At 61.3% G+C, this 25,868-nt stretch carries 27 protein-coding genes; 18 read left to right on the top strand and 9 right to left on the bottom strand.

Features of this window, described 5'->3' with window-relative positions:
* The first annotated feature begins 83 nt into the window (after positions 1-83).
* From FQ668_RS05090 to pdeM, 3 genes are all read left to right on the top strand, one after another.
* Positions 84-1,199 (top strand): succinylglutamate desuccinylase/aspartoacylase family protein, encoded by a 1,116-nt coding sequence (locus tag FQ668_RS05090; RefSeq protein ID WP_070383530.1) that lies wholly within the window; start codon positions 84-86, stop codon positions 1,197-1,199.
* A gap of 67 nt (positions 1,200-1,266) precedes the next feature.
* Positions 1,267-3,717, top strand: a complete 2,451-nt coding sequence (locus tag FQ668_RS05085; protein WP_144179918.1) for a ligase-associated DNA damage response DEXH box helicase — start codon at positions 1,267-1,269, stop codon at positions 3,715-3,717.
* The gene (gene pdeM / locus FQ668_RS05080) at positions 3,714-4,364 is read left to right on the top strand and encodes a ligase-associated DNA damage response endonuclease PdeM (RefSeq protein WP_019438146.1); all 651 of its coding nucleotides are present in this window, start codon (positions 3,714-3,716) and stop codon (positions 4,362-4,364) included. Before FQ668_RS05085 ends, pdeM begins: the two co-directional genes overlap by 4 nt.
* Positions 4,365-4,370: 6 nt before the next feature.
* Here pdeM and FQ668_RS05075 read toward each other — a convergent pair whose 3' ends face one another.
* Together FQ668_RS05075 and dcd are read right to left on the bottom strand one after the other, a co-directional pair.
* Entirely contained in the window at positions 4,371-4,598 is a 228-nt protein-coding gene (locus tag FQ668_RS05075) for a hypothetical protein (protein WP_003254918.1), read from the bottom strand.
* A gap of 94 nt (positions 4,599-4,692) precedes the next feature.
* The gene (gene dcd / locus FQ668_RS05070; protein ID WP_003254920.1) at positions 4,693-5,259 is read right to left on the bottom strand and encodes a dCTP deaminase; all 567 of its coding nucleotides are present in this window, start codon (positions 5,257-5,259) and stop codon (positions 4,693-4,695) included.
* A gap of 327 nt (positions 5,260-5,586) precedes the next feature.
* On the opposite strand from dcd, the gene FQ668_RS05065 reads away from it, so the two are divergent.
* On the top strand, positions 5,587-5,796 hold the full coding sequence (locus tag FQ668_RS05065; RefSeq protein ID WP_003254922.1) for a cold-shock protein: 210 nt from the start codon (positions 5,587-5,589) through the stop codon (positions 5,794-5,796).
* Between the two features lie 260 nt (positions 5,797-6,056).
* Here FQ668_RS05065 and apbC read toward each other — a convergent pair whose 3' ends face one another.
* The gene (gene apbC / locus FQ668_RS05060) at positions 6,057-7,151 is read right to left on the bottom strand and encodes an iron-sulfur cluster carrier protein ApbC (protein ID WP_003254924.1); all 1,095 of its coding nucleotides are present in this window, start codon (positions 7,149-7,151) and stop codon (positions 6,057-6,059) included.
* Positions 7,152-7,309: 158 nt separating this feature from the next.
* On the opposite strand from apbC, the gene metG reads away from it, so the two are divergent.
* From metG to FQ668_RS28490, 7 genes are all read left to right on the top strand, one after another.
* Positions 7,310-9,349 (top strand): methionine--tRNA ligase, encoded by a 2,040-nt coding sequence (gene metG / locus FQ668_RS05055; RefSeq protein WP_014589921.1) that lies wholly within the window; start codon positions 7,310-7,312, stop codon positions 9,347-9,349.
* Between the two features lie 106 nt (positions 9,350-9,455).
* Entirely contained in the window at positions 9,456-10,004 is a 549-nt protein-coding gene (locus tag FQ668_RS05050) for an Rnf-Nqr domain containing protein (RefSeq protein ID WP_144179916.1), read from the top strand.
* Positions 10,001-10,972: an RnfABCDGE type electron transport complex subunit D gene (locus FQ668_RS05045; protein ID WP_119714095.1), complete on the top strand. Its 972-nt coding sequence runs from the start codon at positions 10,001-10,003 to the stop codon at positions 10,970-10,972. The genes FQ668_RS05050 and FQ668_RS05045 overlap by 4 nt, the downstream gene beginning before the upstream one ends.
* Positions 10,969-11,571 carry an RnfABCDGE type electron transport complex subunit G gene (locus FQ668_RS05040; protein WP_119714096.1) on the top strand — a complete coding sequence of 201 codons (603 nt, stop codon included), beginning with the start codon at positions 10,969-10,971 and terminating at the stop codon, positions 11,569-11,571. Before FQ668_RS05045 ends, FQ668_RS05040 begins: the two co-directional genes overlap by 4 nt.
* The gene (locus FQ668_RS05035) at positions 11,564-12,088 is read left to right on the top strand and encodes an NADH:quinone oxidoreductase (protein WP_070383525.1); all 525 of its coding nucleotides are present in this window, start codon (positions 11,564-11,566) and stop codon (positions 12,086-12,088) included. Before FQ668_RS05040 ends, FQ668_RS05035 begins: the two co-directional genes overlap by 8 nt.
* Before the next feature lie 4 nt (positions 12,089-12,092).
* Positions 12,093-12,731 carry an endonuclease III gene (nth, locus tag FQ668_RS05030; RefSeq protein WP_014589916.1) on the top strand — a complete coding sequence of 213 codons (639 nt, stop codon included), beginning with the start codon at positions 12,093-12,095 and terminating at the stop codon, positions 12,729-12,731.
* A 104-nt stretch (positions 12,732-12,835) separates the two neighbouring features.
* The gene (locus FQ668_RS28490; RefSeq protein WP_010952256.1) at positions 12,836-13,012 is read left to right on the top strand and encodes a PA3496 family putative envelope integrity protein; all 177 of its coding nucleotides are present in this window, start codon (positions 12,836-12,838) and stop codon (positions 13,010-13,012) included.
* Between the two features lie 69 nt (positions 13,013-13,081).
* On the opposite strand, the gene FQ668_RS05025 is transcribed toward FQ668_RS28490, so the two are convergent.
* Positions 13,082-13,705 (bottom strand): response regulator transcription factor, encoded by a 624-nt coding sequence (locus tag FQ668_RS05025; protein WP_003254939.1) that lies wholly within the window; start codon positions 13,703-13,705, stop codon positions 13,082-13,084.
* A 367-nt stretch (positions 13,706-14,072) separates the two neighbouring features.
* On the opposite strand from FQ668_RS05025, the gene FQ668_RS05020 reads away from it, so the two are divergent.
* Positions 14,073-14,555 carry a hypothetical protein gene (locus FQ668_RS05020; RefSeq protein WP_014589915.1) on the top strand — a complete coding sequence of 161 codons (483 nt, stop codon included), beginning with the start codon at positions 14,073-14,075 and terminating at the stop codon, positions 14,553-14,555.
* Between the two features lie 67 nt (positions 14,556-14,622).
* Here FQ668_RS05020 and FQ668_RS05015 read toward each other — a convergent pair whose 3' ends face one another.
* Together FQ668_RS05015 and FQ668_RS05010 are read right to left on the bottom strand one after the other, a co-directional pair.
* The gene (locus tag FQ668_RS05015) at positions 14,623-15,840 is read right to left on the bottom strand and encodes an argininosuccinate synthase (RefSeq protein ID WP_003254941.1); all 1,218 of its coding nucleotides are present in this window, start codon (positions 15,838-15,840) and stop codon (positions 14,623-14,625) included.
* 309 nt (positions 15,841-16,149) lie between these two features.
* Positions 16,150-17,130 carry an OmpA family protein gene (locus tag FQ668_RS05010; RefSeq protein WP_014589914.1) on the bottom strand — a complete coding sequence of 327 codons (981 nt, stop codon included), beginning with the start codon at positions 17,128-17,130 and terminating at the stop codon, positions 16,150-16,152.
* A 130-nt stretch (positions 17,131-17,260) separates the two neighbouring features.
* On the opposite strand from FQ668_RS05010, the gene pyrC reads away from it, so the two are divergent.
* Both pyrC and rnt read left to right on the top strand, forming a co-directional pair.
* Complete coding sequence (gene pyrC / locus FQ668_RS05005) at positions 17,261-18,307, top strand: dihydroorotase (protein ID WP_014589913.1); 1,047 nt, start codon at positions 17,261-17,263, stop codon at positions 18,305-18,307.
* Entirely contained in the window at positions 18,304-18,978 is a 675-nt protein-coding gene (gene rnt / locus FQ668_RS05000) for a ribonuclease T (RefSeq protein ID WP_003254944.1), read from the top strand. The genes pyrC and rnt overlap by 4 nt, the downstream gene beginning before the upstream one ends.
* 158 nt (positions 18,979-19,136) lie before the next feature.
* Here the strand turns inward: rnt and FQ668_RS04995 are convergent, their stop codons facing one another.
* The gene (locus tag FQ668_RS04995) at positions 19,137-19,739 is read right to left on the bottom strand and encodes a peroxiredoxin (RefSeq protein WP_003254945.1); all 603 of its coding nucleotides are present in this window, start codon (positions 19,737-19,739) and stop codon (positions 19,137-19,139) included.
* 224 nt (positions 19,740-19,963) lie between these two features.
* Between FQ668_RS04995 and FQ668_RS04985 the strand changes: the two genes are divergently transcribed.
* Positions 19,964-20,182: a bacterioferritin-associated ferredoxin gene (locus FQ668_RS04985; protein WP_003254947.1), complete on the top strand. Its 219-nt coding sequence runs from the start codon at positions 19,964-19,966 to the stop codon at positions 20,180-20,182.
* Between the two features lie 199 nt (positions 20,183-20,381).
* A complete protein-coding gene (gene bfr, locus FQ668_RS04980; protein WP_003254948.1) occupies positions 20,382-20,855 on the top strand; it encodes a bacterioferritin in 474 nt (157 codons plus the stop codon).
* A gap of 57 nt (positions 20,856-20,912) precedes the next feature.
* Here bfr and grxD read toward each other — a convergent pair whose 3' ends face one another.
* Both grxD and FQ668_RS04970 read right to left on the bottom strand, forming a co-directional pair.
* Positions 20,913-21,248: a Grx4 family monothiol glutaredoxin gene (gene grxD, locus FQ668_RS04975; RefSeq protein WP_003254949.1), complete on the bottom strand. Its 336-nt coding sequence runs from the start codon at positions 21,246-21,248 to the stop codon at positions 20,913-20,915.
* Between the two features lie 91 nt (positions 21,249-21,339).
* On the bottom strand, positions 21,340-23,448 hold the full coding sequence (locus FQ668_RS04970; RefSeq protein ID WP_070383524.1) for a molybdopterin-dependent oxidoreductase: 2,109 nt from the start codon (positions 23,446-23,448) through the stop codon (positions 21,340-21,342).
* A gap of 373 nt (positions 23,449-23,821) precedes the next feature.
* On the opposite strand from FQ668_RS04970, the gene argF reads away from it, so the two are divergent.
* The gene (gene argF / locus FQ668_RS04965) at positions 23,822-24,742 is read left to right on the top strand and encodes an ornithine carbamoyltransferase (protein ID WP_014589911.1); all 921 of its coding nucleotides are present in this window, start codon (positions 23,822-23,824) and stop codon (positions 24,740-24,742) included.
* A complete protein-coding gene (locus FQ668_RS04960; RefSeq protein WP_014589910.1) occupies positions 24,739-25,848 on the top strand; it encodes an ABC transporter ATP-binding protein in 1,110 nt (369 codons plus the stop codon). Before argF ends, FQ668_RS04960 begins: the two co-directional genes overlap by 4 nt.
* The last annotated feature ends 20 nt before the right edge of the window (positions 25,849-25,868 follow it).

Genomic DNA, 25,868 nt, shown 5'->3' with positions numbered 1-25,868 from the left:
TGAGGCGCATTCGCTGAAACTATGCTTCTATTTTTGAGCCGACCCGTGTCGCAGACCGTTTTCGCCACGCAGCCAGGACCAACATGCACCATTCAACCCACGACCTGCTCTCCCCCGTACCGGGCATCACCCGCCAACTGCACAGCTTCCACTTCGGCCCCCGCAGTGGTGGCAAAGTCTATATACAAGCCTCACTGCACGCCGACGAGCTGCCGGGCATGCTGGTAGCCTGGCATCTCAAGCGCCGCCTGGCCGAACTGGAACAGCAAGGCCGACTGCAGCGCGAGATCATACTGGTGCCGGTGGCCAACCCGGTGGGTCTGGAGCAAGTGCTGCTGGATGCACCATTGGGGCGTTTTGAACTGCAAAGCGGCGAGAACTTCAATCGCAACTTCGTCGACCTGTCGGACAGCATCGGCGACCTGATCGAAGAACACCTCACCCAGGACCCGACGCACAACCTTGCACTGATCCGCGAATACCTGCGCCGCGGCCTGGATGCACACCCGGCCCGCACCCCCTTGCAGGCCCAGCGCCTGATACTGCAGCGCCTGGCCTGCGATGCCGATATGGTGCTGGACCTGCACTGCGACTTCGAAGCAGTCGAGCACCTGTACACCACCCCCGATGCCTGGCCCCAGATCGAACCCTTGGCCCGTTACCTGGGCGCCCAGGCCAGCCTGCTGGCAACTGACTCGGGCGGGCAGTCGTTCGATGAATGTTTCAGCCTGGTCTGGTGGCAATTGCAGCAGCGTTTCGGCAAACGCTTCCCGATTCCGCTGGGCTGCTGCTCGGTCACCGTCGAGCTGCGTGGCCAGGCGGATGTCAGCCATGATCTGGCCAGCAAGGACTGCCAGGCGATCCTCGACTTCCTGACCTACGCAGGTGTCATCGAAGGCACCAGTGCCGCCCTGCCCGCGCTGTTACGCCACGCCACGCCGTTGGCCGCGGTGGAACCCGTGGCAACGCCACTGGGTGGGTTGCTGGTTTACCACGCCAAACCGGGCCAGCACCTGGAGGCCGGCCAACTGATTGCCGAAGTCATCGACCCACTCAGTGACCGAGTCACCGCCCTGCGCAACAGCCAGCCGGGCCTGCTGTATGCGCGTAGCGTACGGCGCATGGCCACGGCTGGCATGGTCATCGCCCATGTGGCCGGCGAACAGGTATGCCGCAGCGGCTACCTGTTGGCCAATTGATCCGGTAAAACCATTGCAGCCGGCAAGTGGTCTGTAGAAGCACAGCCTTCGAAGGACCGCCTGCCTCATGCCTGCTGCTACCGACCTCGCCAATGCCTGGTTTGCCAAGCGCGGCTGGAAGCCCTTCGCTTTCCAACGGCGCGTATGGGCCGCCGTCGAACGGGGCGAGTCCGGCCTGCTGCATGCCAGTACCGGTGCCGGCAAGACCTATGCGGTCTGGCTCGCTGCGCTGCGTGCGTTCAAGCCCAGGCCCCAGGGCCGCCACTTGGCCCCCATACAGGTGGTGTGGGTGACGCCCATGCGTGCCCTGGCCGCCGACACCGCACGTGCGTTGCAAGCGCCGCTTGATGAGCTCCAACTGCCTTGGAGCGTAGGGGTGCGCAGCGGCGACACCAACAGTGCCGAGCGCGCCCGACAGGCACGGCGGCTACCCAGTGTGCTGATCACCACCCCCGAAAGCCTGACCCTGCTGCTGACCCGGGCACAGGCACATGAGGATTTCGCCACGCTGCAACTGGTGGTAGTGGATGAATGGCATGAGCTGCTTGGCAACAAGCGCGGGGTACAACTGCAGCTGGCCCTGGCGCGCCTGCGGCATTGGCACCCAGGCCTACCGACCTGGGGCTTGTCGGCAACGCTCGGCAATCTGCAACACGCACGGGATGTCTTGCTGCCCCAGGGCGGCCTGCTGGTGCAAGGCCGGCAAGACAAGGCGCTGCAAGTCGACACCCTGCTGCCAGCAGCAATCGAGCGCTTCCCCTGGGCTGGACACATGGGCCTGAAGATGCTCGACCAGGTCTGTCACGAGATCGATACCAGTGCCAGTAGCCTGGTGTTCACCAACACCCGCGCCCAGGCAGAAATCTGGTATCAGGCCCTGCTTGAGGCAAGGCCAGACTGGGCCGGGCTGATCGCCCTGCACCACGCCTCGCTGGCCCGTGATACGCGCGACTGGGTCGAGCGCAGCCTCAAGCAAGGCAGCCTCAAGGCGGTGATCTGCACGTCCAGCCTGGACCTGGGCGTGGACTTTCTGCCCGTGGAACGGGTGCTGCAAATTGGCTCGGCCAAGGGCATCGCCCGCCTGATGCAGCGGGCGGGTCGCTCAGGACACGCGCCTGGGCGGCGCTCCAGGATCACCCTGGTGCCCACCCATAGCCTGGAACTGGTGGAAGCGGCGGCGGCCCGGCAGGCGCTGATAGCCGGCCACATCGAAGCCCGCTTTTCACCGCGCCTGTGCATGGACGTGCTGGTACAGCATCTGGTCAGCATGGCCTTGGGCAGTGGCTTTCACCCGGAGCAACTGCTCGCCGAAGTGCGCAGCACCTGGGCCTTTCGCCAGTTGCGCGACAGCCAATGGCAATGGGCGCTGGACTTCGTCTGCCACGGCGGCAGCTCACTGACCGCCTATCCGGACTACCAGCGCGTCGAGCGCCAGGCCGACGGTGTTTATCGGGTTACCAGCGAACGCCTGGCGCGGCGCCACCGCATGGGCATCGGCACTATCGTCAGCGATGCCAACCTGCAACTGAAATACTGGAGCAAGGGCGGCGGCGGGAAAACGCTGGGCAGTGTTGAAGAAGCGTTCATCGCCCGCCTGCGCCCCGGCGATACGCTGGTATTTGCCGGGCGGGTACTGGAGCTGGTACGCGTGGAAAACATGACGGCCTATGTGCGTCGCAGCACGGCGCGAAAGGCTGCGGTAGCGCGCTGGAATGGCGGGCGCATGCCGCTCTCGAGCGAACTGGCCGAGGCGCTGGTCGAGCAGCTCGACGCTGCAGCCCATGAACGCTTTGACGGGCCGGAAATGCGGGCAGTACGCCCGCTGCTTGCGCTTCAGGCGCAGTGGTCAGCCTTACCCACCACAGGCACGCTGCTGGCCGAAACCTTCAAGTCACGCCAAGGCTGGCACCTGTTCCTGTATCCCTTTGCCGGGCGCATGGCCAACCTGGGCTTGGCCAATCTGATTGCCTGGCGGGTCAGCCGCGCACAACCGCTGTCGGTGTCGATTGCTGTCAATGACTACGGATTCGAACTCCTCAGCCCTGCCCAGGTGGACTGGGCCAGGCACTTGCCACAAGCGCTCGGCACCGCGGACCTGCTGGAAGATGTGCTGGCCAGCCTGAATGCCGGGGAAATGGCACTGCGGCGCTTTCGCGAAATTGCCCAGATTGCCGGGCTGGTGTTTGGTGGCTATCCCGCCGCGCAGAAGAGCACGCGGCAAATCCAGGCCTCCAGCGGGCTGTTCTATGAGGTGTTTCGCAAGCACGACGCGGGGAATTTGCTGCTTGGCCAGGCGCGGGATGAAGTTTTGAGCGAAGAGCTGGAAATCGAACGGTTGCATCGGCAACTGCTGAAAATGAGTGATTTGCAACTTGACCTGCGGGCTTTGAAGCGGCCAGGGCCCCTGGCGTTTGCCTTGTTGGTGGAAGGCATGCGCGAGACATTGAGCACCGAGAAGCTGGCAGACCGCATTGCGCGGATGGTAGCGGAACTGGAACAAGCGGCGGACGCGGGATGAATTACCAACCCATCGAACACTGGGGGCAGGCGCTCTGGCTGCTTGCCGACAAAGCCATCTACTGGCCCGCCCGTCGCGCCTTGCTGGTGGCCGACGTGCACATCGGAAAGGCCGCCAGCTACCGCGCCCTGCATCAACCGGTGCCACGTGGAACGACTGAGGCGACACTCGCCAGGCTCGATCGCCTGCTGGCCGCACATGACTGTGAGCAACTGATCATCCTGGGCGACTTTCTGCATGCCCGCACGGCCCGTGCACCGGCAACGCTGGCCAAGGTGGATGATTGGCGCAAGCGGCACAAAGAACTGAAAATAGTGCTTATACGCGGCAATCATGACCGCAACGCCGGCGATCCACCTGCCTCGCTCGATATCCAGGTCGTGGACGAGCCTTGGGTTCTGGAGCCCTTTGCCCTGCAGCACGAGCCGCAGCCCCACCACACACACCCGGTACTGGCGGGCCACGTACACCCAGTCTTCGTCCTGCGCGGCAAGGCCCGTCAGCGCTTGCGCCTGCCTTGCTTCGTGATCGATGAGCAAGTCAGCCTGCTACCTGCATTCGGTGAGTTCACCGGAGGGTGGGAAGTCACCCCCGCCAGCGCCAGCCGGCTGTACCTGGCTGGCGCTGAACGCGTCTGGCCGCTTTAGCGACGCTCAGGCCACAGGGGCGGGAGGCGGCTCGTCCGGCAAGGTCGGCTCACCCGGCTCCATGGGAGGCGTCTCACCGGGTTCCGGCGGTTGCGGGGTATCGGGGTCAGGCTGATGGGGCACGCCCCCCGCCTGCATGGGCAGCGGGTGCGCCAGCAGTGACCAGGGCAACAACCCTACGTGATTGGGCTGCAGGCCTGCCAGCTTGGCACTGATTGCGGGATGGAGTTTCATTGGCTGCTCCTGACGAAAGCCGATGTACATCATGCACACCGGCGTTACTTCGTTGGAGTGCCAAAGGCGCGGGTAATTCCCCGCGCTTGTCGGCTCAGGTACGCGGCAGCGTGACGCCGCGCTGGCCCTGGTATTTGCCGCCACGGTCCTTGTACGACACTTCGCACTCTTCGTCGGACTGCAAGAACAGCATCTGCGCCACGCCTTCGTTGGCGTAGATCTTTGCCGGCAGCGTGGTGGTGTTGGAGAACTCCAACGTCACGTGGCCCTCCCACTCGGGCTCGAGCGGCGTGACGTTTACGATGATGCCGCAACGGGCGTAGGTGCTCTTGCCCAGGCAAATGGTCAGCACGTCACGGGGAATGCGGAAATATTCGACAGTGCGCGCCAGGGCGAAAGAGTTTGGCGGGATGATGCACACGTCGCTCTTGATATCGACGAAGCTGCCAGCATCGAAATTTTTCGGGTCGACGGTGGCCGAGTTGATGTTGGTGAACACCTTGAATTCGTCGGCGCAGCGTACGTCGTACCCATAGCTGGAGACGCCGAAGGAGATCACGCGGTTGTCCTGCTCGCCGCGCACCTGGCGCTCGACGAACGGCTCGATCATGCCGTGTTCCTGCGCCATGCGGCGAATCCACTTGTCCGATTTGATGCTCATGGCGGGGTGTCCTGAAGAGTTGCGAGGTGAAAATCGTGACGCGCATATTACCGGTCCCGGCGCCCAGGTTAAAGTTCCATCCCTCATCCCGCGCCGGGTGGGGGCTGCAGCCGCCGCCGATCCGAATTTGCCTAAAGCGTCTTCTGACCATTGGCAGGTTGCGGAAAGTGGGGTAAGGTGTTGCCACTGTGCTGCACGTGACACCGAGAATCTCTAGTTTGATGCACGATCCTGATCGGCCCATCGCTGAATTTTCTGCTCTCTTTGCGCTCAGTCCCGGGCAGGGTTTTTCCTGACCGTTATCAAATTGTCCAAGGAGACAGAAAAATGTCCAACCGTCAATCCGGTGTTGTTAAGTGGTTCAACGATGAGAAAGGCTACGGCTTCATCACCCCTCAGTCGGGCGACGACCTGTTCGTGCACTTCAAAGCCATCCAAGCTGACGGCTTCAAAACCCTGAAAGAAGGCCAGGCTGTTACTTTCGTCGCTACCCGCGGCCAGAAAGGCATGCAGGCTGAAGAAGTTCAGATCGCCTAAGTCGATCTAGCTTCCTAGCTTTCAAAAAAACCCGCCTTCTGGCGGGTTTTTTTATGCCTGTCTGAAGGCCATGCATTGCAAGTGTGTGGATGTGTGGAGCCTTGTGTCGCGAAAGGGCCGCAAAGCGGCCCCAGTAATCTATGCATTATGCCGAGATCCTGGGGCCGCTGCGCGGCCCTTTCGCGACGCCAGGCCGCTCCCACAGGGATCGCGCCAGCTTTTAGAAATTGAGCAAGACAGTTGCCCCCACAGGGAATGCGTCAGTCTTCGCTGATGGTAATGCTGGGCATTGCCGGCGCCGCAGCTTCCTGCAGCACGATCCGCGCGCCTACCTGGCGGGCCAGCTCCTGGTAAACCATGGCAATCTGGCTTTCCGGCTCGGCGATCGCCGTCGGCTTGCCGCTGTCGGCCTGCTCACGTATCAGCATCGACAACGGCAGCGACGCCAGCAGGTCGACGCCATACTGGCTGGCCAGCTTCTCGCCGCCACCTTCACCGAACAGGTGTTCGGCATGGCCGCAATTCGAGCAGATATGCACGGCCATGTTCTCGACCACGCCCAGCACCGGAATGTTGACCTTGCGGAACATTTCCACGCCCTTCTTGGCATCCAGCAGCGCCAGGTCCTGCGGCGTGGTGACGATCACCGAACCGACCACCGGTACTTTTTGTGCCAGGGTCAGCTGGATGTCACCGGTACCCGGTGGCATATCGATCACCAGGTAATCCAGGTCATCCCAAGCGGTCTGGGTGACTAGCTGCAGCAGCGCGCCAGACACCATCGGGCCACGCCATACCATCGGCGTGTTGTCGTCGGTGAGGAAGGCCATGGACATGACTTCCACGCCGTGGGCCTTGATCGGCACGAACCACTTCTGCTCGCGAATCTGTGGACGGGTACCCTCGGCGATGCCGAACATCACCCCCTGACTGGGACCGTAGATGTCGGCATCGAGAATACCTACCCGTGCGCCTTCGCGTGCGAGGGCCAAGGCCAGGTTGGCAGCGGTGGTCGACTTGCCCACACCGCCCTTGCCCGAGGCCACGGCGATGATGTTCTTGACGTTGGCCATGGCTGGTACCTGGGCCTGGGCCTTGTGCGCGGCCACCACGCAATCGATCGAAACCTGGGCGCCAGTGACCCCCTCGAGGCTGCCAATGGCGGTCTGCAGCACCTGGGCCCAGCCGTTCTTGAACAGCCCTGCGGCATAACCCAACTGCAACTGCACGCTGACCTGCCCGCCCTGGATATCGATGGCGCGCACGCAGCCGGCGCTGACCGGGTCCTGGTTCAGGTAGGGGTCGGTGTACTGGCGAAGCACGCCTTCAACGGCGGCACGGGTGACGGCACTCATGGAGACTCCCATTGGCAAACTGAATGTAAAACAGCCGCCTATCCTAACCCGTCAATCGTCAGCAGATGCGCTTGCGGGGTGAAATATCTTCGCCAGCCCTTTATAGTGGCCGATCACCCTCATTTTCACCCCGTAGCCAGATAAGTAGCCGAGCCACCATGTCCGAGCCACGCCAGATTCTCGTCACCAGCGCCCTGCCCTATGCCAATGGATCGATCCATCTCGGCCATATGCTGGAGTACATCCAGACGGACATGTGGGTGCGCTTCCAGAAGCTGCGCGGCAACCAATGCATCTATGTCTGCGCCGACGACGCCCACGGTTCGGCCATCATGCTGCGCGCCGAAAAGGAAGGTATCACCCCGGAACAGCTGATCGCCAACGTCCAGGCCGAGCACAGCAGCGATTTCGCCGACTTCCTGGTGGACTTCGACAATTTCCACTCCACCCACAGCGAAGAGAACCGCGAGCTGTCGAGCCTGATCTACTCGCGCCTGCGCGAAGCCGGGCACATCGCCACCCGGTCGGTGACCCAGTACTTCGACCCGGAAAAAGGCATGTTCCTCGCCGACCGCTTCATCAAGGGCACCTGCCCGAAGTGCGCGGCCGAAGACCAGTACGGCGACAACTGCGAAAAATGCGGTGCCACCTACGCACCCACCGAGCTGAAGAACCCCAAGTCAGCGATCTCCGGTGCCACCCCGGTATTGCGTGATTCCCAGCATTTCTTCTTCAAGCTGCCAGACTTCCAGGCCATGCTGCAGCAGTGGACCCGAAGCGGCACCCTGCAGGACGCGGTAGCCAACAAGCTGGCGGAATGGCTGGACTCCGGCCTGCAGGAGTGGGATATCTCCCGCGACGCGCCATACTTCGGCTTCGAGATCCCGGGTGAGCCTGGCAAATACTTCTACGTATGGCTGGATGCACCAATCGGCTACATGGCCAGCTTCAAGAACCTCTGCGCGCGCCGCCCGGAGCTGGACTTCGACGCCTTCTGGAACGAAGGCTCCAAGGCCGAGCTGTACCACTTCATCGGCAAGGACATCGTCAACTTCCACGCCCTGTTCTGGCCAGCCATGCTCGAAGGCGCCGGCTTCCGCAAGCCGACCGCGGTCAATGTGCACGGCTACCTGACGGTCAACGGCGCCAAGATGTCCAAGTCACGCGGCACCTTCATCAAGGCCCGCACCTACCTGGACCACCTGCAGCCGGAATACCTGCGTTACTACTATGCGGCCAAGCTGGGCCGTGGCGTCGACGACCTGGACCTGAACCTGGAAGACTTCGTACAGAAGGTCAACTCCGACCTGGTCGGCAAGGTCGTCAACATTGCCAGCCGCTGCGCCGGTTTCATCCACAAGGGCAACGAAGGTGTGATGGTAAGCGGTGATGCCGCGCCTGAGCTGACCGAAGCCTTCCTGGCTGCCGCACCTTCCATCGCCGAAGCCTATGAGGCCCGTGATTTTGGCCGCGCCATGCGCGAAATCATGGCACTGGCCGACCGCGCCAACGCCTGGATCGCCGACAAGGCACCGTGGTCACTGGCCAAGCAGGAAGGCAAGCAGGATGAAGTCCAGGCCATCTGCGCCCAAGGCATCAACCTGTTCCGCCAGCTGGTGATCTTCCTCAAACCGGTACTGCCGGTGCTGGCCGCTGACGCCGAGGCTTTCCTCAACGTGGCCCCGCTGACCTGGAACGACCACCTGACACGCCTGGAAAACCACCCGCTTAACCCGTTCAAGGCCCTGATGAGCCGTATCGAACCGGCCAAGGTCGAAGCCATGGTCGCTGCCAGCAAGGAAGACCTGCTGGCTGCCGAAGCCAAGGCCCCGGCGGGCAATGGCGAACTGGCCAAGGACCCGCTATCGGCAGAGATCGAGTTCGATACCTTCGCTGCCGTCGACCTGCGTGTGGCGCTGATCGTCAAGGCTGAAGCCGTGGCGGGTGCCGACAAGTTGCTGCAACTGACCCTGGACATTGGTGACGAGCGACGCAACGTGTTCTCCGGCATCAAGTCGGCCTACCCAGACCCGTCCAAGCTGGAAGGCCGCCTGACCATGATGGTAGCCAACCTCAAACCCCGGAAGATGCGCTTTGGCGTGTCCGAAGGCATGGTCATGGCTGCCGGCCCTGGCGGTGAAGAAATCTACCTGCTGAGCCCGGACAGCGGCGCCAAGCCAGGCCAGCGCATCAAGTAACCGCCCTGCGGGCCATTGTGGGAGCGGCCTGCCCGCTCCCACAATTACGCAGGCCCCTTCATGTCAAACCCGGACAATCGCCCCGATTCCCGGCTATCGTCATCTCATGAATGACTACATCCTGGTCCTGATCAGCGCCGCACTGATCAATCACCTGTGCCTGCTTCGACAGCCACTCCCCGGGCTGCAACTGCAGGTGCACGGCCTGGCCTGCGCCCTGTGCATCGCCCTGGGCGTAATCGGCGCGCAGCTGCTGGTGCACGCGGTACTTGCCCCGTTGCACATCCACGATCTTGCCCTGTTTCTGCTATTGCCCTGGCTGGCTTTGCTCGCCTGGGGCCTGCCCTGGCTTTTGGCCAAGTGGCGCCCGGCCTGGCCTGTAGTGGGGCTGCCAGCGCTGCTGTTAAGCAATGCAGCAGCGCTTGGGCTGGCGCTGCAGCAGACAAGCGACAACAGCACCTGGCCAACCATGCTGCTCCAAGGCTTGCTGACGGGTGGCGGCTTCTGGCTGGCGCTGATGGTGTTCGCCGACCTGCGCCAGCGCAGCGCCCACGCCGATATCCCCAACGTACTGCGCGGCCTGCCCATCGAATTGATCGGTGCCGGGGTGATGGCCATGGCATTTTCCGGTTTCAACGGAATGTTTGGCCAATGAGCAGTCCCGATCCGCGCCTACGCACCAGCATGGGCCTGGTCTTGCTAGCCTGCACGCCTGGACTGCTGGCGCTGTTGTGGCTGCATGGCTGGGGCATGATGCTGAACCTGTTGCTGTGCGCCAGTGCCGCGCTGCTGTGCGAGGCATTGCTGCTGGCACTGCGCAGCCAATCACTGAGCCAGGCGCTAAACGACGGCAGCGCACTGGTGACCGCCGTGCTGCTGGCGGCCGCCCTGCCCACCTTGGCGCCATGGTGGCTGCCGGTCATCGCGGCAAGTGTCGCGATCGGTATCGGCAAGCAGGCCTACGGTGGGGTGGGGCGAAATCTGTTCAATCCAGCCATGGTGGGCTATGCCTTCGTGCTGCTCAGCTTCCCGTTGCAGATGAACCATTGGCCTGGGCAGGCCCCAGGCCTGCTCGACAGCGTGCAGCAGGTGTTCGCTGGGGGCGAACAGATCGATGCCTGGGCCCGGCCGACATTGCTCGACGGCTTGCGCCACAACCGCAGCCTGACCATCGACGAGCTGTTTGCCAGCCATCCGGGCTTTGGCAACATTGGCGGGGCAGGCAGCGAATGGGTCAACCTGGCATTCCTGCTTGGCGGCCTGTTCTTGCTGCAGCGCAAGGTGATCAGTTGGCATGCACCGGCAGGTTTGCTGGCAGGGCTGTTGGTATTCAGCCTGTTGGGCTGGAACGGTTCGGGGTCGGACTCCAATGGCTCGCCTTTGCTGCACCTGTTTTCCGGCTCGACCATGCTGGCAGCATTCTTCATTGCGACCGAGCCAGTGTCCGGCCCCAGAGACGACTGGGCCAAACTGTACTTCGGCGTAGGAACAGGGGTGCTCATCTACCTGATTCGTACGTGGGGCAGCTATCCGGATGGCACCGCGTTCGCCGTCCTGCTGATGAACCTTTTCGCACCGGCACTCGAGCGCATGGCTGCGCAGCGTCAGCAGGCAGCCCGATGAAGCGCGGGGTTCGGGATGTGGGCCTGTTGCTGCTGACGGGAGTATTGGCAGTGTCTGCCACCCTGGCCTGGCGGCAGTGGACCGGCCCGGCCATCGCCGGCGCTGAAAAGCAGCTGCAAAGCCGCCTGCGACTGGCCGTGCTGCCCGACGGTAGCTATGACAACCAGCCCCTGGAAAGCCCACTGCCAAGGCCCGCCGCACAGAGGCCCAACAGCCGTATCCTGGCAGCTTACCGTGCCACTGTGGCAGGTAAGCCAAGCGCCATTATCCTGATAACACAGGCCCAGGGGTATGCCGGGCCGATCGTGCTGAGCGTCGCCATCACCACGGACGGCCGGCTGATCGGCAGCCAGGTTGTCGAACAACAGGAAAGCCCCGGGCTGGGCGATCGCCTGGGGGATCCGCGATTGCACTGGCTGAGTCAGTTCAACAACCGCGATCAGGGCGATCACTGGGCGCTGAAGCGGGACCAGGGTGACTTTGACCAATTGGCCGGCGCAACCGTGACCTCGCGCGCGGTGATCGCCGCATTGCAGGATGCGCTGAGCTATTTCGACGAGCAGCGTAGTGTATTGCTGGAGGGCGCCACCCATGAATAGGTTCTGCCTGCTGGCCATGAGCCTGGCGCCACTGCTGGGTGCCACCCGAACGCTGGCTGAAGGCGCGGCCATCGGCCTGTGCGCAGTACTGATGGGGTGCCTGCACCAACTGTTGCTGGCGCCACTGCGTAAACACATGGCCAGCTGGGCCTATGTAATGGCTAGCCTGCTGCTGCTGGCTGCGTTGGCCAGTTGCCTGCAGTTGGCCATGCGGGCCTGGCTGCTACCACTGGCCATTGCTTTGGGCCACTATCCCGCATTGTTGTGCCTGCAATGCCTGGCCAGTGACCACCTGTTGCCTGACCAACACCGCTGGCGCCTGCTCGCAAGGCACCTCGGCGCTGTCTTTGCCATTTGCCTGCTGCTGGGCGCCAGTCGCCAATGGCTGGCTGACCATGCCGAGCTGCACCTGGCCAGCCTCGCCCCCGGTGCGCTACTGCTGCTGGGTCTGCTGTTGGCCTTGTACAATCGCCTGCTTCCGGGCCCAGCCCACCCACATTGTCAAGGAAAGCCCTGATTTCATGAATGCCGCCAAACGCCTGGAGATTTTTCGCAGGCTGCACGAAGACAACCCCGACCCCAAGACCGAACTGGCCTACACGACCCCGTTTGAACTGCTGGTCGCCGTGACACTGTCCGCGCAATCCACCGACGTCGGCGTCAACAAGGCCACTGCCCGCCTGTTCCCCGTCGCCAACACCCCCGAGGCCATCCATGCCCTGGGCGTTGAAGGCCTCAGCGAATACATCAAGACCATCGGGCTTTACAACAGCAAGGCCAAGAATGTCATAGAAACGTGCCGGCTGCTGATCGAGCGCCACGACAGCCAGGTACCGCAAACCCGCGAAGCGTTGGAGGCGCTACCCGGTGTCGGCCGAAAAACCGCCAATGTGGTGCTTAACACGGCGTTTCGCCAACCGGCCATGGCCGTGGATACCCATATCTTCCGGGTGAGTAACCGAACGGGCATCGCGCCAGGCAAAACGGTGCTGGAAGTGGAAAAGAAACTGGTCAAGTTTGTACCCAAGGACTATCTGCTCGACGCCCACCACTGGCTGATCCTGCACGGGCGCTACGTATGCCAGGCGCGCAAGCCAAGGTGCGGAAGCTGCAGGATCGAAGATTTGTGCGAGTACAAGCACAAAACCTCCGACGATTGAGCCGATAGCCAAAAACCACTCACATCGATTGAAAAAATCTTTTTTACCAGCGTCTGCTTTCTGGTTATAAGGACGGCCAATGGCCCCTTGGCTTGGAGCGACTCATGAGTACCGATAAAGACGACCTGTCGATCGATGATGATTTTGTTGCCGCAGACGACGACGCGGAGCCACAGGTTGAAATCGCAAAGACCAACCTGAGCAAACGCCGCACCATCGACAACATGCTGGAAGAACGGCGCCTGCAAAAGCAGTTGGCCGATTTTGATTACGACCTGTAGTGCGGGTCCCGTAGTCATGGCCCCATAGCCTTGGCAAAGCCTCCGTCTGGAGGCTTCAAGGCTTGGCGATCAGTTCAGACCTTGCCGTTGCGCCAGCTCGATCAGGTCAACCAGCGACCGTGCATTGAGCTTGAGCAAGAGCCGCGACTTGTAGGTACTGACCGTCTTGTTGCTGAGGTACATGCTGTCGGCAATCTCCTTGTTCGAACGCCCTCGCGCCAGTTGTTGCAGCACCGTCATTTCTCGCGCAGAAAGGCGATTCACCATATCCGTCTCGCTGCCCGCCCCCCTGCCACGTGACGCATGCAAGGCCTGGTTGGGGAAGTAGCTGTAACCCGACAACACAGCCTTGATAGCGCTGAGCAGTTCGGTAAGCTCCTGTTGCTTGCACACGTAACCCGCCGCCCCTGCCTGCATGCAGCGCATCGAAAAGTTGCCGGGGGCCTGTGACGTCAGCACCAGTACTTTGCTACCCGGGCTGAACGTCGCCATGCGGGCGATCACCTCCAGGCCATCCAGTTTCGGGATACCGATATCCAGCACCACGATATCCGGCAGGTGTTGCCGTGTCAGCTGCAACGCAGCCACCCCATTGTCAGTCTCCGCCACAACGTCATACCCATGCCGCTCCATCAGCATGCGTACGGCCAGGCGTATGACCGGATGATCATCCACGATAAGCACTTTATTCATGCGATATCCATACATTGTTGTTGCTTTGGCACGCCAAGATAACCGACAGGACGCTTGCTGGCGCGGCGATTTACCAGCGAAAGCCATGGACAGACAAAGCCTACAGAACTTACAGAAACTTCCTACACACAATGACTATGGTTGTAACAAACAAATTACTTATTACCGAAAGAAACGGTACCACCCACTGACATAAACGTACCAGTTGAAGACTGATCTTCAGCAAAGGAAAACTTCCGACTCAAGCACGTCGAAAAAGCAACACAACGAGGTTCTCTGACGACATTCCTCCCCCGGGAAACAATCCAGCCTTTAGTTGAGTACAGCAGTAAGGTAAAGATGGACAAAACCGCTGGAGACGGCCTATATGACCCAAGCACAACCTGTCGCCCCGCTGACGATCATTGCCATCTTCGCGGGGATCATCGAAGCCTCCGCCCTTGCCACACTGCCATTTCTCGGCGAGTCCAGCCAAAAGCTCTACACCTGGTTCCTGGTAGGCTTTCCATTCTTTCTGACGGCACTGTTCTTTCTGACGCTCAACTTCAATTACAAGTCGTTCTACAACCCGCTACCCGACAGCACAGCACAGCCCAACACGCCAGCACTGAACAGTGTGGTCACACCCGCTATTTCCAATGATGCCCAAGAGGCGGTACAGGGCGAGCCTGTCACATTCATGTTCTCTGGCCCCGACGCCTATCGCATGATGGAGCAACAACTCTTGCACGCACTTGCCCAACCGCCCGAGCCAACACGAGTCTGGCGCTTTTGTAATCTGGACAGACGTCAATGTGCGCAGCTTTCGATCAGCACACTTGAGGGCGATGATGTGAGCCATCGAAGTTGAACGACCCGCCTTTGCGCGGGCATAAAAAAACCCCGGACTGAGCCGGGGTTTTCGCACACGCCAGCAATCAGAGCAGCGAACGGCCCTTGTTGGCGGCAATGCGCATACGCAGTGCGTTGAGCTTGATGAAGCCCGCAGCATCTGCCTGGTTGTACGCACCACCATCTTCTTCAAAGGTGGCGATGTTGGCATCGAACAGCGAATCGTCCGACTTGCGGCCAACCACGGTCACATTGCCCTTGTACAGTTTCAGGCGCACCACACCATTCACGTTGACCTGCGAAGCATCGATCATCTGTTGCAGCATCAGACGTTCCGGGCTCCACCAGTAGCCGGTGTAGATCAGGCTGGCATACTTTGGCATCAGCTCATCTTTCAGGTGAGCGACTTCGCGGTCCAGGGTGATCGACTCGATGGCACGGTGTGCCTTGAGCATGATGGTACCGCCAGGCGTTTCGTAGCAACCGCGCGACTTCATGCCGACGTAACGGTTTTCGACGATGTCCAGACGGCCGATGCCGTTGGCACCACCGATACGGTTCAGGTCTGCCAGGACGGTGGCCGGGGATTTCTCGACGCCGTCGATGGCAACGATGTCACCATTGCGGTAGGTCAGTTCGATGTAGGTAGCCTGATCCGGGGCGTTCTCAGGCGAGACACTCCAGCGCCACATGTCTTCTTCGTGCTCGGTCCAGGTATCTTCCAGGACACCGCCCTCGTAGGAGATGTGCAGCAGGTTGGCGTCCATCGAGTACGGCGACTTCTTCTTGCCGTGGCGCTCGATCGGGATGCCGTGCTTCTCGGCGTAGTCCATCAGCTTTTCGCGGGACAGCAGGTCCCACTCGCGCCATGGGGCGATGACCTTGACGCCTGGCTTCAGGGCATAAGCACCGAGCTCGAAGCGCACCTGGTCGTTACCCTTGCCGGTGGCGCCATGGGAAATGGCGTCAGCGCCGGTTTCGTTGGCGATTTCGATCAGACGCTTGGCGATCAGCGGACGGGCGATGGAAGTACCCAGCAGGTACTCGCCTTCGTAGACGGTGTTGGCGCGGAACATCGGGAACACGAAATCACGCACGAATTCTTCGCGCAGGTCGTCGATGTAGATCTCTTTAACGCCCATTGCCTGGGCCTTGGCACGGGCCGGTTCGACCTCTTCGCCCTGCCCCAGGTCAGCGGTGAAGGTCACCACTTCGCAGTTGTAGGTATCCTGCAGCCACTTGAGAATCACCGAAGTATCAAGGCCGCCGGAATACGCCAGTACGACCTTTTTTACGTCCGCCATGCCATCACTCCACGGGGTTGTACGGAAAGGGACCGATTCTACCGGCGTTGCGGATAAATTTACAGTGGGGCGACAGCTTCTGACGACAAAGCGACAGGAACTTTCGTAGGGGCGACGGGCGGTCGGTTGCAGGATGTGGCATGAGGACCATGGAGGGGCGTCGAGCCGCAGCGTGCATGCCTTGAGGAGTTCAGCGCCTGTGAGATCGAGCGCCGCCAGGTGTCCGCCTCGACACATTCTGCGCCTGTGAGACCGAGCGCCGCCAGGTGTCCGCCTTGATGCGAGCCCATGACATGCACCGACCAGATCTCAGGGCGCCTTCGCCCCCGGGACGCCCGAGGCAGGTGCAGCAGCCGGACCCGCTGGAACAGGCCCTGATACCGGTGCAACACCCGGCGCCGCTTGCTCAACCGGCTTTTCCACCGGTTTCTCAACCACCGCCAGCCTATCAAGCTCGATATTCACCCGCCGATTACGCGCTCGATTCGACGCACTGTTGTTCTTCGCGAGCGGATAACGCTCGCCATGGAAGCGCACAGTGATCTGCTCGTCCGGCACACCATTAGCCTTGAAATAATCGGCCACGGCCAATGCGCGGCGGCGTGACAGGTCGCGGTTGGCCAGGCGGTTGCCACTGTTGTCGGAATGCCCATTGAGCTCGACATGGTTCACCGTCGGGTCGGCTTTCATGTAATCGAGGATCACGTCCAGCCGCGCCTTGGCTGCTGCATCCAGCTCGATACCTCCCCCGGGGAAACCCACCTGTGTCTGGCGCACCTGGTCGTAGTTCATCGGCAACAGCTTGCCAGCACAGACCTGATAGTCACTGTAGGCTTTGGCGAAGCTGACCGGCAGCACACGCACTTCCATCGGCCTGCCCGCCTCACCGGTGTAGTTGCGCACGACGGTGCTACGCCCGTCGAGCAAGCCGTTGATCAGCCGGCTGGCCTGCCCCTGAGAAGAGCTGAACAGCACGCCACTGCGGGCCATACGCACATTGCCCAGGTTGATATCGCCACGCCCTGGTTGCCACGGCGCTGCCGCGGCCAACAGGCTGGCGGTGCCTGCACCCAGTACGTTGCTGTCCGACCGCAGCTGGAACACCGGCTGCTCGCCTGCCCGACGCACGAACGTACCGCTGCCGAAACCTTCGATCGGCTGGCTCAGACGGCACTCGAACTGGTCACCCTCGACCTTCCAGGCAATGTTCTCCATGCGCGTCTGGAAAGTCAGTGCGCCGGCCGGCAGGCTGGCGAACAGGGTCAACAGGGCTAGGTAACGCTGGCGCACGGGCGGCTCCACAAATTCTGACGGCTTACCTGCAGGCTATCGGACGCTGTCCTGAAAACTTGATAGCCGTGCTCGCCCCGGGGTTTTCCGGTAGGATTGGGGCTTGAGTTCGACCCGCCTGGAATCCCCAATGTCCGATCGCCTGACCCTCCTGCGCCCCGACGACTGGCACATCCATCTGCGCGATGGTGCCGTCCTGCCCCACACCGTTGGCGACGTGGCGCGTACCTTCGCCCGTGCCATCATCATGCCCAACCTGAATCCTCCGGTGCGTAATGCCGAGCAGGCTGGTGCCTACCGTGAGCGCATTCTGGCTGCCCGCCCGGCCGGCAGTCGCTTCGAGCCGCTGATGGTGCTGTACCTCACCGACCGCACCAGCCCCGAGGACATCCGCGCGGCCAAGGCCAGCGGTTTCGTGTACGCCGCCAAAATGTACCCGGCCGGCGCCACCACCAACTCCGATTCGGGCGTGACCAGCATCGACAACATCTTCCCGGCCATAGAGGCGCTGGCGGAAGTTGGCATGCCGCTGTTGGTGCATGGCGAAGTGACCCGCAGCGAGATCGACGTGTTCGACCGCGAGAAGCGCTTCATCGACGAGCACATGCGCCGTGTGGTCGAGCGCTTCCCGACGCTGAAAGTGGTGTTCGAACACATCACCACCAGCGACGCCGCGCAGTTCGTCACCGAGGCCCCGGCCAACGTGGGTGCGACCATCACCGCCCAGCACCTGCTGTACAACCGCAACCACATGCTGGTTGGCGGCATTCGCCCGCACTTCTACTGCCTGCCGATCCTCAAGCGCAACACCCACCAGGTGGCCTTGCTGGATGCAGCCACCAGCGGCAATCCGAAGTTCTTCCTCGGCACCGACTCGGCACCTCATGCCCGTCACGCCAAGGAAGCAGCCTGCGGTTGCGCGGGTTGCTACACCGCTTATGCGGCCATCGAGATGTACGCCGAAGCGTTCGAGCAGCGTAACGCGCTGGACAAGCTGGAAGGCTTCGCCAGCCTGCACGGCCCGGCCTTCTATGGCCTGCCGGCGAACACCGAAACCATTACCCTGGTCCGCGAAGAATGGACCGCTCCGGAAAGCCTGCCATTTGGCGAGCAAACCGTAGTCCCGCTGCGCGCTGGCGAAAAACTGCGCTGGCGCCTGCTGGAGAAAAACGCGTGAGCGAAGACCTTTACGAAGACGACCTGGACACCCAAGGCAGCAGCGGTCCTCGCCACCCGATGGCCGAGCGCTTCCGCGGCTATCTGCCGGTCGTGGTGGATGTTGAAACCGGTGGTTTCAACAGCGCTACCGATGCATTGCTGGAAATTGCCGCCGTCACCATCGGCATGGACGAGAAAGGCTTCCTGTTCCCCGAACACACCTACTTCCACCGAGTGGAGCCGTTCGAGGGCGCCAACATCGAGCCGGCCGCGCTTGAGTTCACCGGGATCAAGCTGGACCACCCGCTGCGCATGGCGGTCAGCGAGGAAAGCGCGATGACCGACATCTTCCGTGGCGTGCGCAAGGCACTCAAGGCCAACGGCTGCAAGCGGGCGATTCTGGTCGGCCACAACAGCAGTTTCGACCTGGGTTTCCTCAATGCAGCAGTGGCGCGCAATGACCTGAAGCGCAATCCGTTCCACCCGTTCTCCAGCTTCGACACCGCCACCCTGGCGGGCCTGGCGTATGGCCAGACCGTGCTGGCGCGGGCCTGCCAGAGCGCTGACATCGACTTCGACGGGCGTGAGGCGCACTCGGCACGTTATGACACCGAGAAAACCGCTGAGCTGTTCTGCGGCATCGTCAACCGCTGGAAAGAAATGGGCGGCTGGCGCGATTTCAACGATTGATCTGCCAAAGGCATTCGCGGGCACGCCCGCTTCCACAGGTTCACCTTTGCCTTCAGGCATGCAGAGAATCGGTGGGAGCGGGCGCGCCCGCGAAGAGCCCGGCACAGAAAGGCATAAAAAACCGGCCACGAAGGCCGGTTTTTTCATGCACGCAGCAATTACAGCTTGCCAGCGTTCTCGCTCAGGTAGGCAGCAACGCCTTCAGGCGAAGCGTTCATGCCCTTGTCGCCTTTTTTCCAGTTGGCAGGGCAGACTTCGCCGTGCTCTTCGTGGAACTGCAGAGCGTCAACCAGACGCAGCAGCTCGTCCATGTTACGGCCCAGTGGCAGGTCGTTGACGATCTGCGAACGGACAACACCGTTGGTATCGATCAGGAAGGCACCACGGAAGGCCACGCCGCCTTCGGACTCAACGTCGTAGGCTTTGCAGATTTCGTGGGTCATGTCGGCAGCCAGGGTGTACTTCACCTGACCGATGCCGCCGTTGTTGACCGGGGTGTTACGCCAGGCGTTGTGGGTGAAGTGCGAGTCGATCGATACACCGATCACTTCCACGTTGCGCGCCTGGAAGTCAGGGATGCGGTTGTCCAGGGCGATCAGCTCGGACGGGCAGACGAAGGTGAAGTCCAGCGGGTAGAAGAACACCAGGCCGTACTTGCCCTTGATGGCCGAGGCCAGGTTGAAGCTATCGACGATCTCGCCATTGCCCAGCACGGCCGGAACGGTGAAATCGGGGGCTTTCTTACCAACGAGTACGCTCATTGTAATCTCCTGATGAGGGTGAAAAACCGTTTGCCGGGCCAGACGGGCTTGCCCGACATCCAACAAAGGCCGACCATCATACACGGCTTCTCATGACAGGCCGACTCCGTCGACAAAGCGACCACCGGTCACTCAAGCACAGCCCTCTCAGAAAGATCTTTGACAAGCATTCTCATTACCATTAAGCTCCAACCCATCGACCCAACAAGCGATGGTCAGCCCTTATGTATGTGTGTCTTTGTGTCGGCGTTACCGACGGACAGATCCGCGATGCGATCTATGAAGGATGCTGCAGTTACAAGGAAGTGCGAGCCGCCACCAATGTCGCCAGCCAGTGTGGGAAATGCGCCTGCGTGGCCAAGCAAGTGGTCCGCGAGACCCTGACCGAGCTTCAGGTCAGTCAGGCAGCCCTGCCCTACCCCGTCGAATTTACCGCTGCCTGAACGCAGAATTTCAAGAACCGGACCTGGTGTCCGGTTTTTTTATGCCCGAAATTCAACAAGTTAGCGTTGCAACGCGGTTCACAAACATTCTTATTCCTATTAATTTTCACTTATTATTCAAGAACTTAGGTTTGACACACCTAAGTATCGGGCTCAAACTTCAGTGGATTGACACACTTCTACAGGGCAGGAACCCGACATGAAAGGCGACGTAAGCGTCATCCAGCATCTCAACAAGATCCTCGGAAACGAGCTGGTCGCGATCAACCAGTACTTCCTGCACGCACGCATGTACGAAGATTGGGGGCTGAACAAACTCGGCAAGCATGAGTACAAAGAATCCATCGATGAAATGAAGCACGCTGACAAGCTGATCAAGCGTATTTTGTTCCTCGAGGGTATTCCTAACGTTCAGGACCTGGGCAAACTGCTGATCGGCGAGCACACCAAGGAAATGCTCGAGTGCGACCTGAAGATTGAACAGCAAGGCCTGGTCGACCTGAAGGCCGCCATCGCCCACTGTGAAACCGCTGGCGACTTCGGCTCGCGTGACGTGCTCGAAGATATCCTCGAGTCCGAGGAAGAACACATCGACTGGCTGGAAACCCAACTGGGGCTGATCGACAAGATCGGTATCGAGAACTACCTGCAGTCGCAGATGGGCGAAGAGTAAATATTCGCCCCATGAAAAAACCCGCGATCAGCGGGTTTTTTCATGCTTGCCGGAAGATCAGGCTTCAGAAGCCTTGGCCTTGGCAGCCGCTTCCTTGATCAGGGTTTGCAGCTCACCCTTCTCGAACATTTCCAGCATGATGTCGCTGCCGCCAACCAGCTCACCGGCTACCCACAGTTGCGGGAAGGTCGGCCAGTTGGCGTATTTTGGCAGGTTGGCGCGAATTTCCGGGTTCTGCAGGATGTCGACGTAGGCGAACTTTTCGCCACAACCCATCACGGCCTGCGATGCACGCGCAGAGAAGCCGCACTGCGGAGCATTCGGCGAGCCTTTCATGTAAAGCAGAATGGTGTTGTTGGCAATCTGCTCTTTGATCGTTTCGATGATATCCATGTAGCACCTCGGCTGAACTATCCGACACAGTCGTCGGCACGGTGTCGCATTGTATCGGAAAGCCGAGCGCAGTGCTCGGCCTTGCCGTTCCTCAAGCGGCCTCGACCTGCACGGGTACGCCATTGAGTGCAGCGTTTCCGGAAACCTGGTCCCGAAAGCGCTCATCGGTCAGGTCATTGGCACTCACGCCGGGTTGCGCCTGGGCGATCTGCATGTGCACGCCCTGACGACCATGACCATAACCATGGGGCAAGCTGACCACACCGGGCATCATGTCCTCGCAGGCCTGCACCTCGACCTCCAGTGAGCCGGTACGCGAACGTATGCGCACGCGCTGGCCATCCTGCAGTTGCCGCTGCTGCAAGTCTTGCGGGTGCATCAACAACTGATGCCGTGGCTTGCCTTTCACCAGGCGATGGAAGTTGTGCATCCACGAGTTGTTGCTGCGCACATGGCGGCGCCCGATCAGCAGCAGTTCGCCCGGCACCGGGGGCGTCATTTGCGCCAGGCGGTGCAGGTCGTCCAGTAAAACCTGGGGGGCGGCTTCGACAGCCTTGCTGGCAGTCGCCAGGCGCCCAGCGAGGTTGCTGCGTAACGGCCCCAGGTCAAGCCCGTGCGGGTGATCGTCCAGGGTTGCCAGGGAGAGCCGCCAAGGCGTAGCTTCACCATAGCGCCCTTTGCGCAGGGCTTGATCAATCATCTGCGCAGGCGACCAGGTCTGCTTCAACTCCAACTCGGCACGCTTGGCAAAAGCCTGGGCCAGGCCGACGAAGATTTCCCAGTCATGCAATGCCCCCTCCGGCTTGGGCAGGATTGCCCGGTTGAAGCGCGTGACATTGCGCACTGCCAGCAGGTTGAAGGTGCTGTCGTAATGGTCGTTCTCCAGCGCTGAGGTGGAGGGCAGGATCAGGTCGGCATGGCGGGTGGTTTCGTTGATGTAGAGGTCGATACTGAGCATGAACTCCAACCCCTCCAGCGCCGTATCCAGCTGGCGGCCGTTAGGCGTGGACAACACAGGGTTGCCGGCAACTGTCACCAGGGCGCGCACCTGCCCTTCGCCCAGTGTTTGCATTTCCTCGGCCAGGGCAGCCACCGGCAGCTCGCCGCCGTACTCGGGCAAGCCCGACACACGGCTCTGCCAGGCGTTGAAGTGGCCGCCCGAGGTGGTTGCCACCAGGTCGACGGCAGGCTCCGTGCACAACGCGCCGCCTGTACGGTCGAGGTTGCCGGTCACCAGGTTCACAAGCTGCACCAGCCAGTGGCAAAGGGTACCGAATGCCTGGGTCGAGACACCCATGCGGCCGTAGCACACGGCCTGCCCGGCAGCGGCGAAGTCGCGTGCCAGCTGGCGAATATCCGCTGCAGCAATACCACATTGGGCGCTAACGGCCTCGGCACTGAACGGCGCAATGGCCTCGCGCACCTGCTGCAGGCCGCTAACCGGCAAGTGCGAGCCCCGTGCCAGGCCTTCTTCGAACAATGTGTTGAGCAAGCCGCACAACAGGGCTGCATCACCACCAGGGCGTATGAACAAATGGCTGTCAGCCATTGCAGCCGTTTCGCTACGCCGCGGGTCAACCACCACCAGGCGCCCACCACGCGCCCGCAGGGCCTTCAGGCGCTTCTCCACGTCTGGAACGGTCATGATGCTGCCGTTGGAGGCCAGCGGGTTGCCGCCAAGAATCAGCATGAACTCCGTGTGATCGATATCCGGAATCGGCAGCAGCAGCCCATGCCCATACATCAAGTGGCTGACCAGGTGTTGGGGCAACTGGTCCACGGACGTGGCAGAGAAACGGTTACGGGTCTTGAGCAGGCCCAGGAAATAGTTGCTGTGGGTCATCAAGCCGTAATTGTGCACACTCGGGTTGCCTTGGTAGACCGCCACGGCATTGCGCCCATGGGCTTGCTGGACCGCCCACAATTTTTCGGCAGCCAGTGCGAAAGCCTCATCCCAGCCAATGGCCTGCCATTGCTCACCGACTCGCTTGTGGGGCTGGCGCAGGCGATCCGGGTCGTTCTGGATGTCCTGCAACGCCACGGCCTTGGGGCAGACATGGCCACGGCTGAACGGGTCCTGGGGGTCGCCCTTGATCGAGCTGATCAGGGCCCGCCCGTCCTCCTCATGACTGACTTCGATGTTGAGCCCGCAGATCGCTTCGCACAGGTGACAGGCACGGTGATGCAGGGTCTTGGTCATGGCCGCCTCTGCCTTGTTGTTGTCGAACAGTGACTATGCGCCCGACCCCGCCCCGCGGCCAGTGCGCTTCGCCGCGTGAATCCACCGACATCAGGCGCACGATTCACGACAGCCATTTGCCAAATTGCCAGCAAGCCGTGTACAACCGTCTGTAGCAAATAAAGAACAGCACGGGCCAACGGGTAAAGACACCCTTTGCAATACCCTTTGCAATCACGCCGCTTTTCCCCCCTTGGCTTCAGGCGACATTTACTTATAGTATTGCGCCTTTCCCTATTTCGTCCGCCCCGTGCGGCTTACGCCGCAGGTCACCCCCGTTGTCAAAAAAACCATACGGTCGACCTGCATACCGTTGCAGATAAGGTAGTCACTCATGAGCGCTAGGCACTTTCTCTCCCTGCTGGACTTCACCACCGACGAATTGCTCGGGGTGATCCGCCGCGGCATCGAGCTGAAGGACCTGCGTAAGCGAGGCGTGCTGTTCGAACCGCTGAAGAACCGTGTACTGGGCATGATCTTCGAAAAGTCCTCGACCCGTACCCGTGTGTCGTTCGAGGCCGGCATGATCCAGCTCGGTGGCCAGGCCATCTTCCTGTCGCCCCGCGACACCCAGCTGGGCCGCGGCGAGCCGATTGGTGACAGCGCCATTGTGCTGTCGAGCATGGTTGATGCGGTGATGATCCGTACCCACGCCCACAGCACCCTGACCGAGTTCGCCGCCAAGTCGCGCGTACCCGTGATCAACGGCCTGTCCGACGAATCGCACCCGTGCCAACTGCTGGCCGACATGCAGACCTTCGTTGAACACCGCGGCTCGATTCAGGGCAAGACCGTGACCTGGATCGGCGATGGCTTCAACATGTGCAACTCCTATATCGAAGCCGCCAGGCAGTTCGATTTCCAGCTGCGCATCGCCTGCCCCGAAGGCTATGAGCCGGATCAACGCTTCATGGCACTGGGCGGTGACCGCGTGCAGATCATCCGGGATGCCAGGGAAGCTGTGCGTGATGCACACCTGGTGGTCACCGATGTCTGGACTTCCATGGGTCAGGAGGAGGAAACTGCACGGCGCCTGGCGCATTTCGCGCCTTACCAGGTCACCCGCGAACTGCTCGACCTGGCTGCACCCGATGTCCTCTTCATGCACTGCCTGCCCGCCCATCGTGGCGAGGAAATCAGCCAGGACCTGCTCGACGACCCACGTTCGGTCGCCTGGGACGAGGCTGAAAACCGCCTGCATGCACAGAAGGCGCTTCTCGAATTCCTTGTAGAACCGGCTTACCACCACGCATGAGTCAACCCCTACTGCTCAACCTGCGCAACCTCGCCTGCGGTTATGGCGACCAGCGCATCGTCCAGAACCTCAACCTGCACCTGAACGCAGGCGACATCGGTTGCCTGCTGGGCTCATCCGGTTGTGGCAAGACCACCACCCTGCGCGCCATCGCCGGTTTCGAGCCGGTGCACGAAGGTGAAATCCACCTGGCCGGTGAGGTCATTTCCCGGGCTGGCTTCACCCTGGCTCCGGAAAAGCGCCGCATCGGCATGGTATTTCAGGACTACGCGCTGTTCCCGCACCTGACCGTGGCGCAGAACATTGCCTTTGGTATCGCCAAACACCCACGCCAGGCCGCCGTCATCGAAGAGATGCTGGAGCTGGTCAAACTCGGCGGGCTGGGCGGACGTTACCCGCATGAGCTGTCTGGCGGCCAGCAGCAACGTGTCGCCCTGGCCCGGGCGCTGGCGCCCGAGCCGCAGCTGCTGCTGCTTGACGAGCCGTTCTCCAACCTCGACGTGGAGCTGCGCCGGCGCCTGAGCCATGAGGTTCGCGACATTCTCAAAAGCCGCGGTACCAGCGCCATTCTGGTCACCCACGACCAGGAAGAAGCCTTTGCCGTCAGCGACCAGGTTGGCGTCTTCAAGGAAGGCCGCCTGGAACAATGGGATACGCCCTATAACCTTTACCACGAACCGCAGACGCCATTCGTGGCGAGTTTCATCGGCCAGGGATACTTCATCCGTGGGCAAATGAGCAGCCACGAGGCAGTCAATACCGAAGTGGGTGAGCTGCGCGGTAACCGCGCCTACATCATGGCGCCGGGCAGTTCGGTGGATGTACTGCTGCGCCCGGATGATATCGTGCATGCACCTGGCAGCGCGCTCCTGGCGAACATCGTGGGCAAGAGTTTCCTTGGGGCATCCACGCTCTACCGCCTGCAGTTGCCCACCGGCAGCCAGCTCGAAGCGATCTTCCCTAGCCATAACGACCACGAGATCGGTGAGAATGTGGAGATTGCAGTGAAGGCCGATCACCTCGTGCTATTCCCGGTACCGGGTAGCGTTGCAGCACAGTTGCCACGCCAGGAGAATGGCGTGCGTCGATACAGTTCGGCGACTTGACTTCAGCGCCAGGGGGCCGC

Origin of the sequence: Pseudomonas sp. Kh14 (genome assembly GCF_900291005.1) — a bacterium.
Lineage (GTDB): Bacteria > Pseudomonadota > Gammaproteobacteria > Pseudomonadales > Pseudomonadaceae > Aquipseudomonas > Aquipseudomonas alloputida.
Note: the sequence above shows the minus strand (reverse complement) of the source record. Positions and strands in the feature narration are given on the sequence as shown.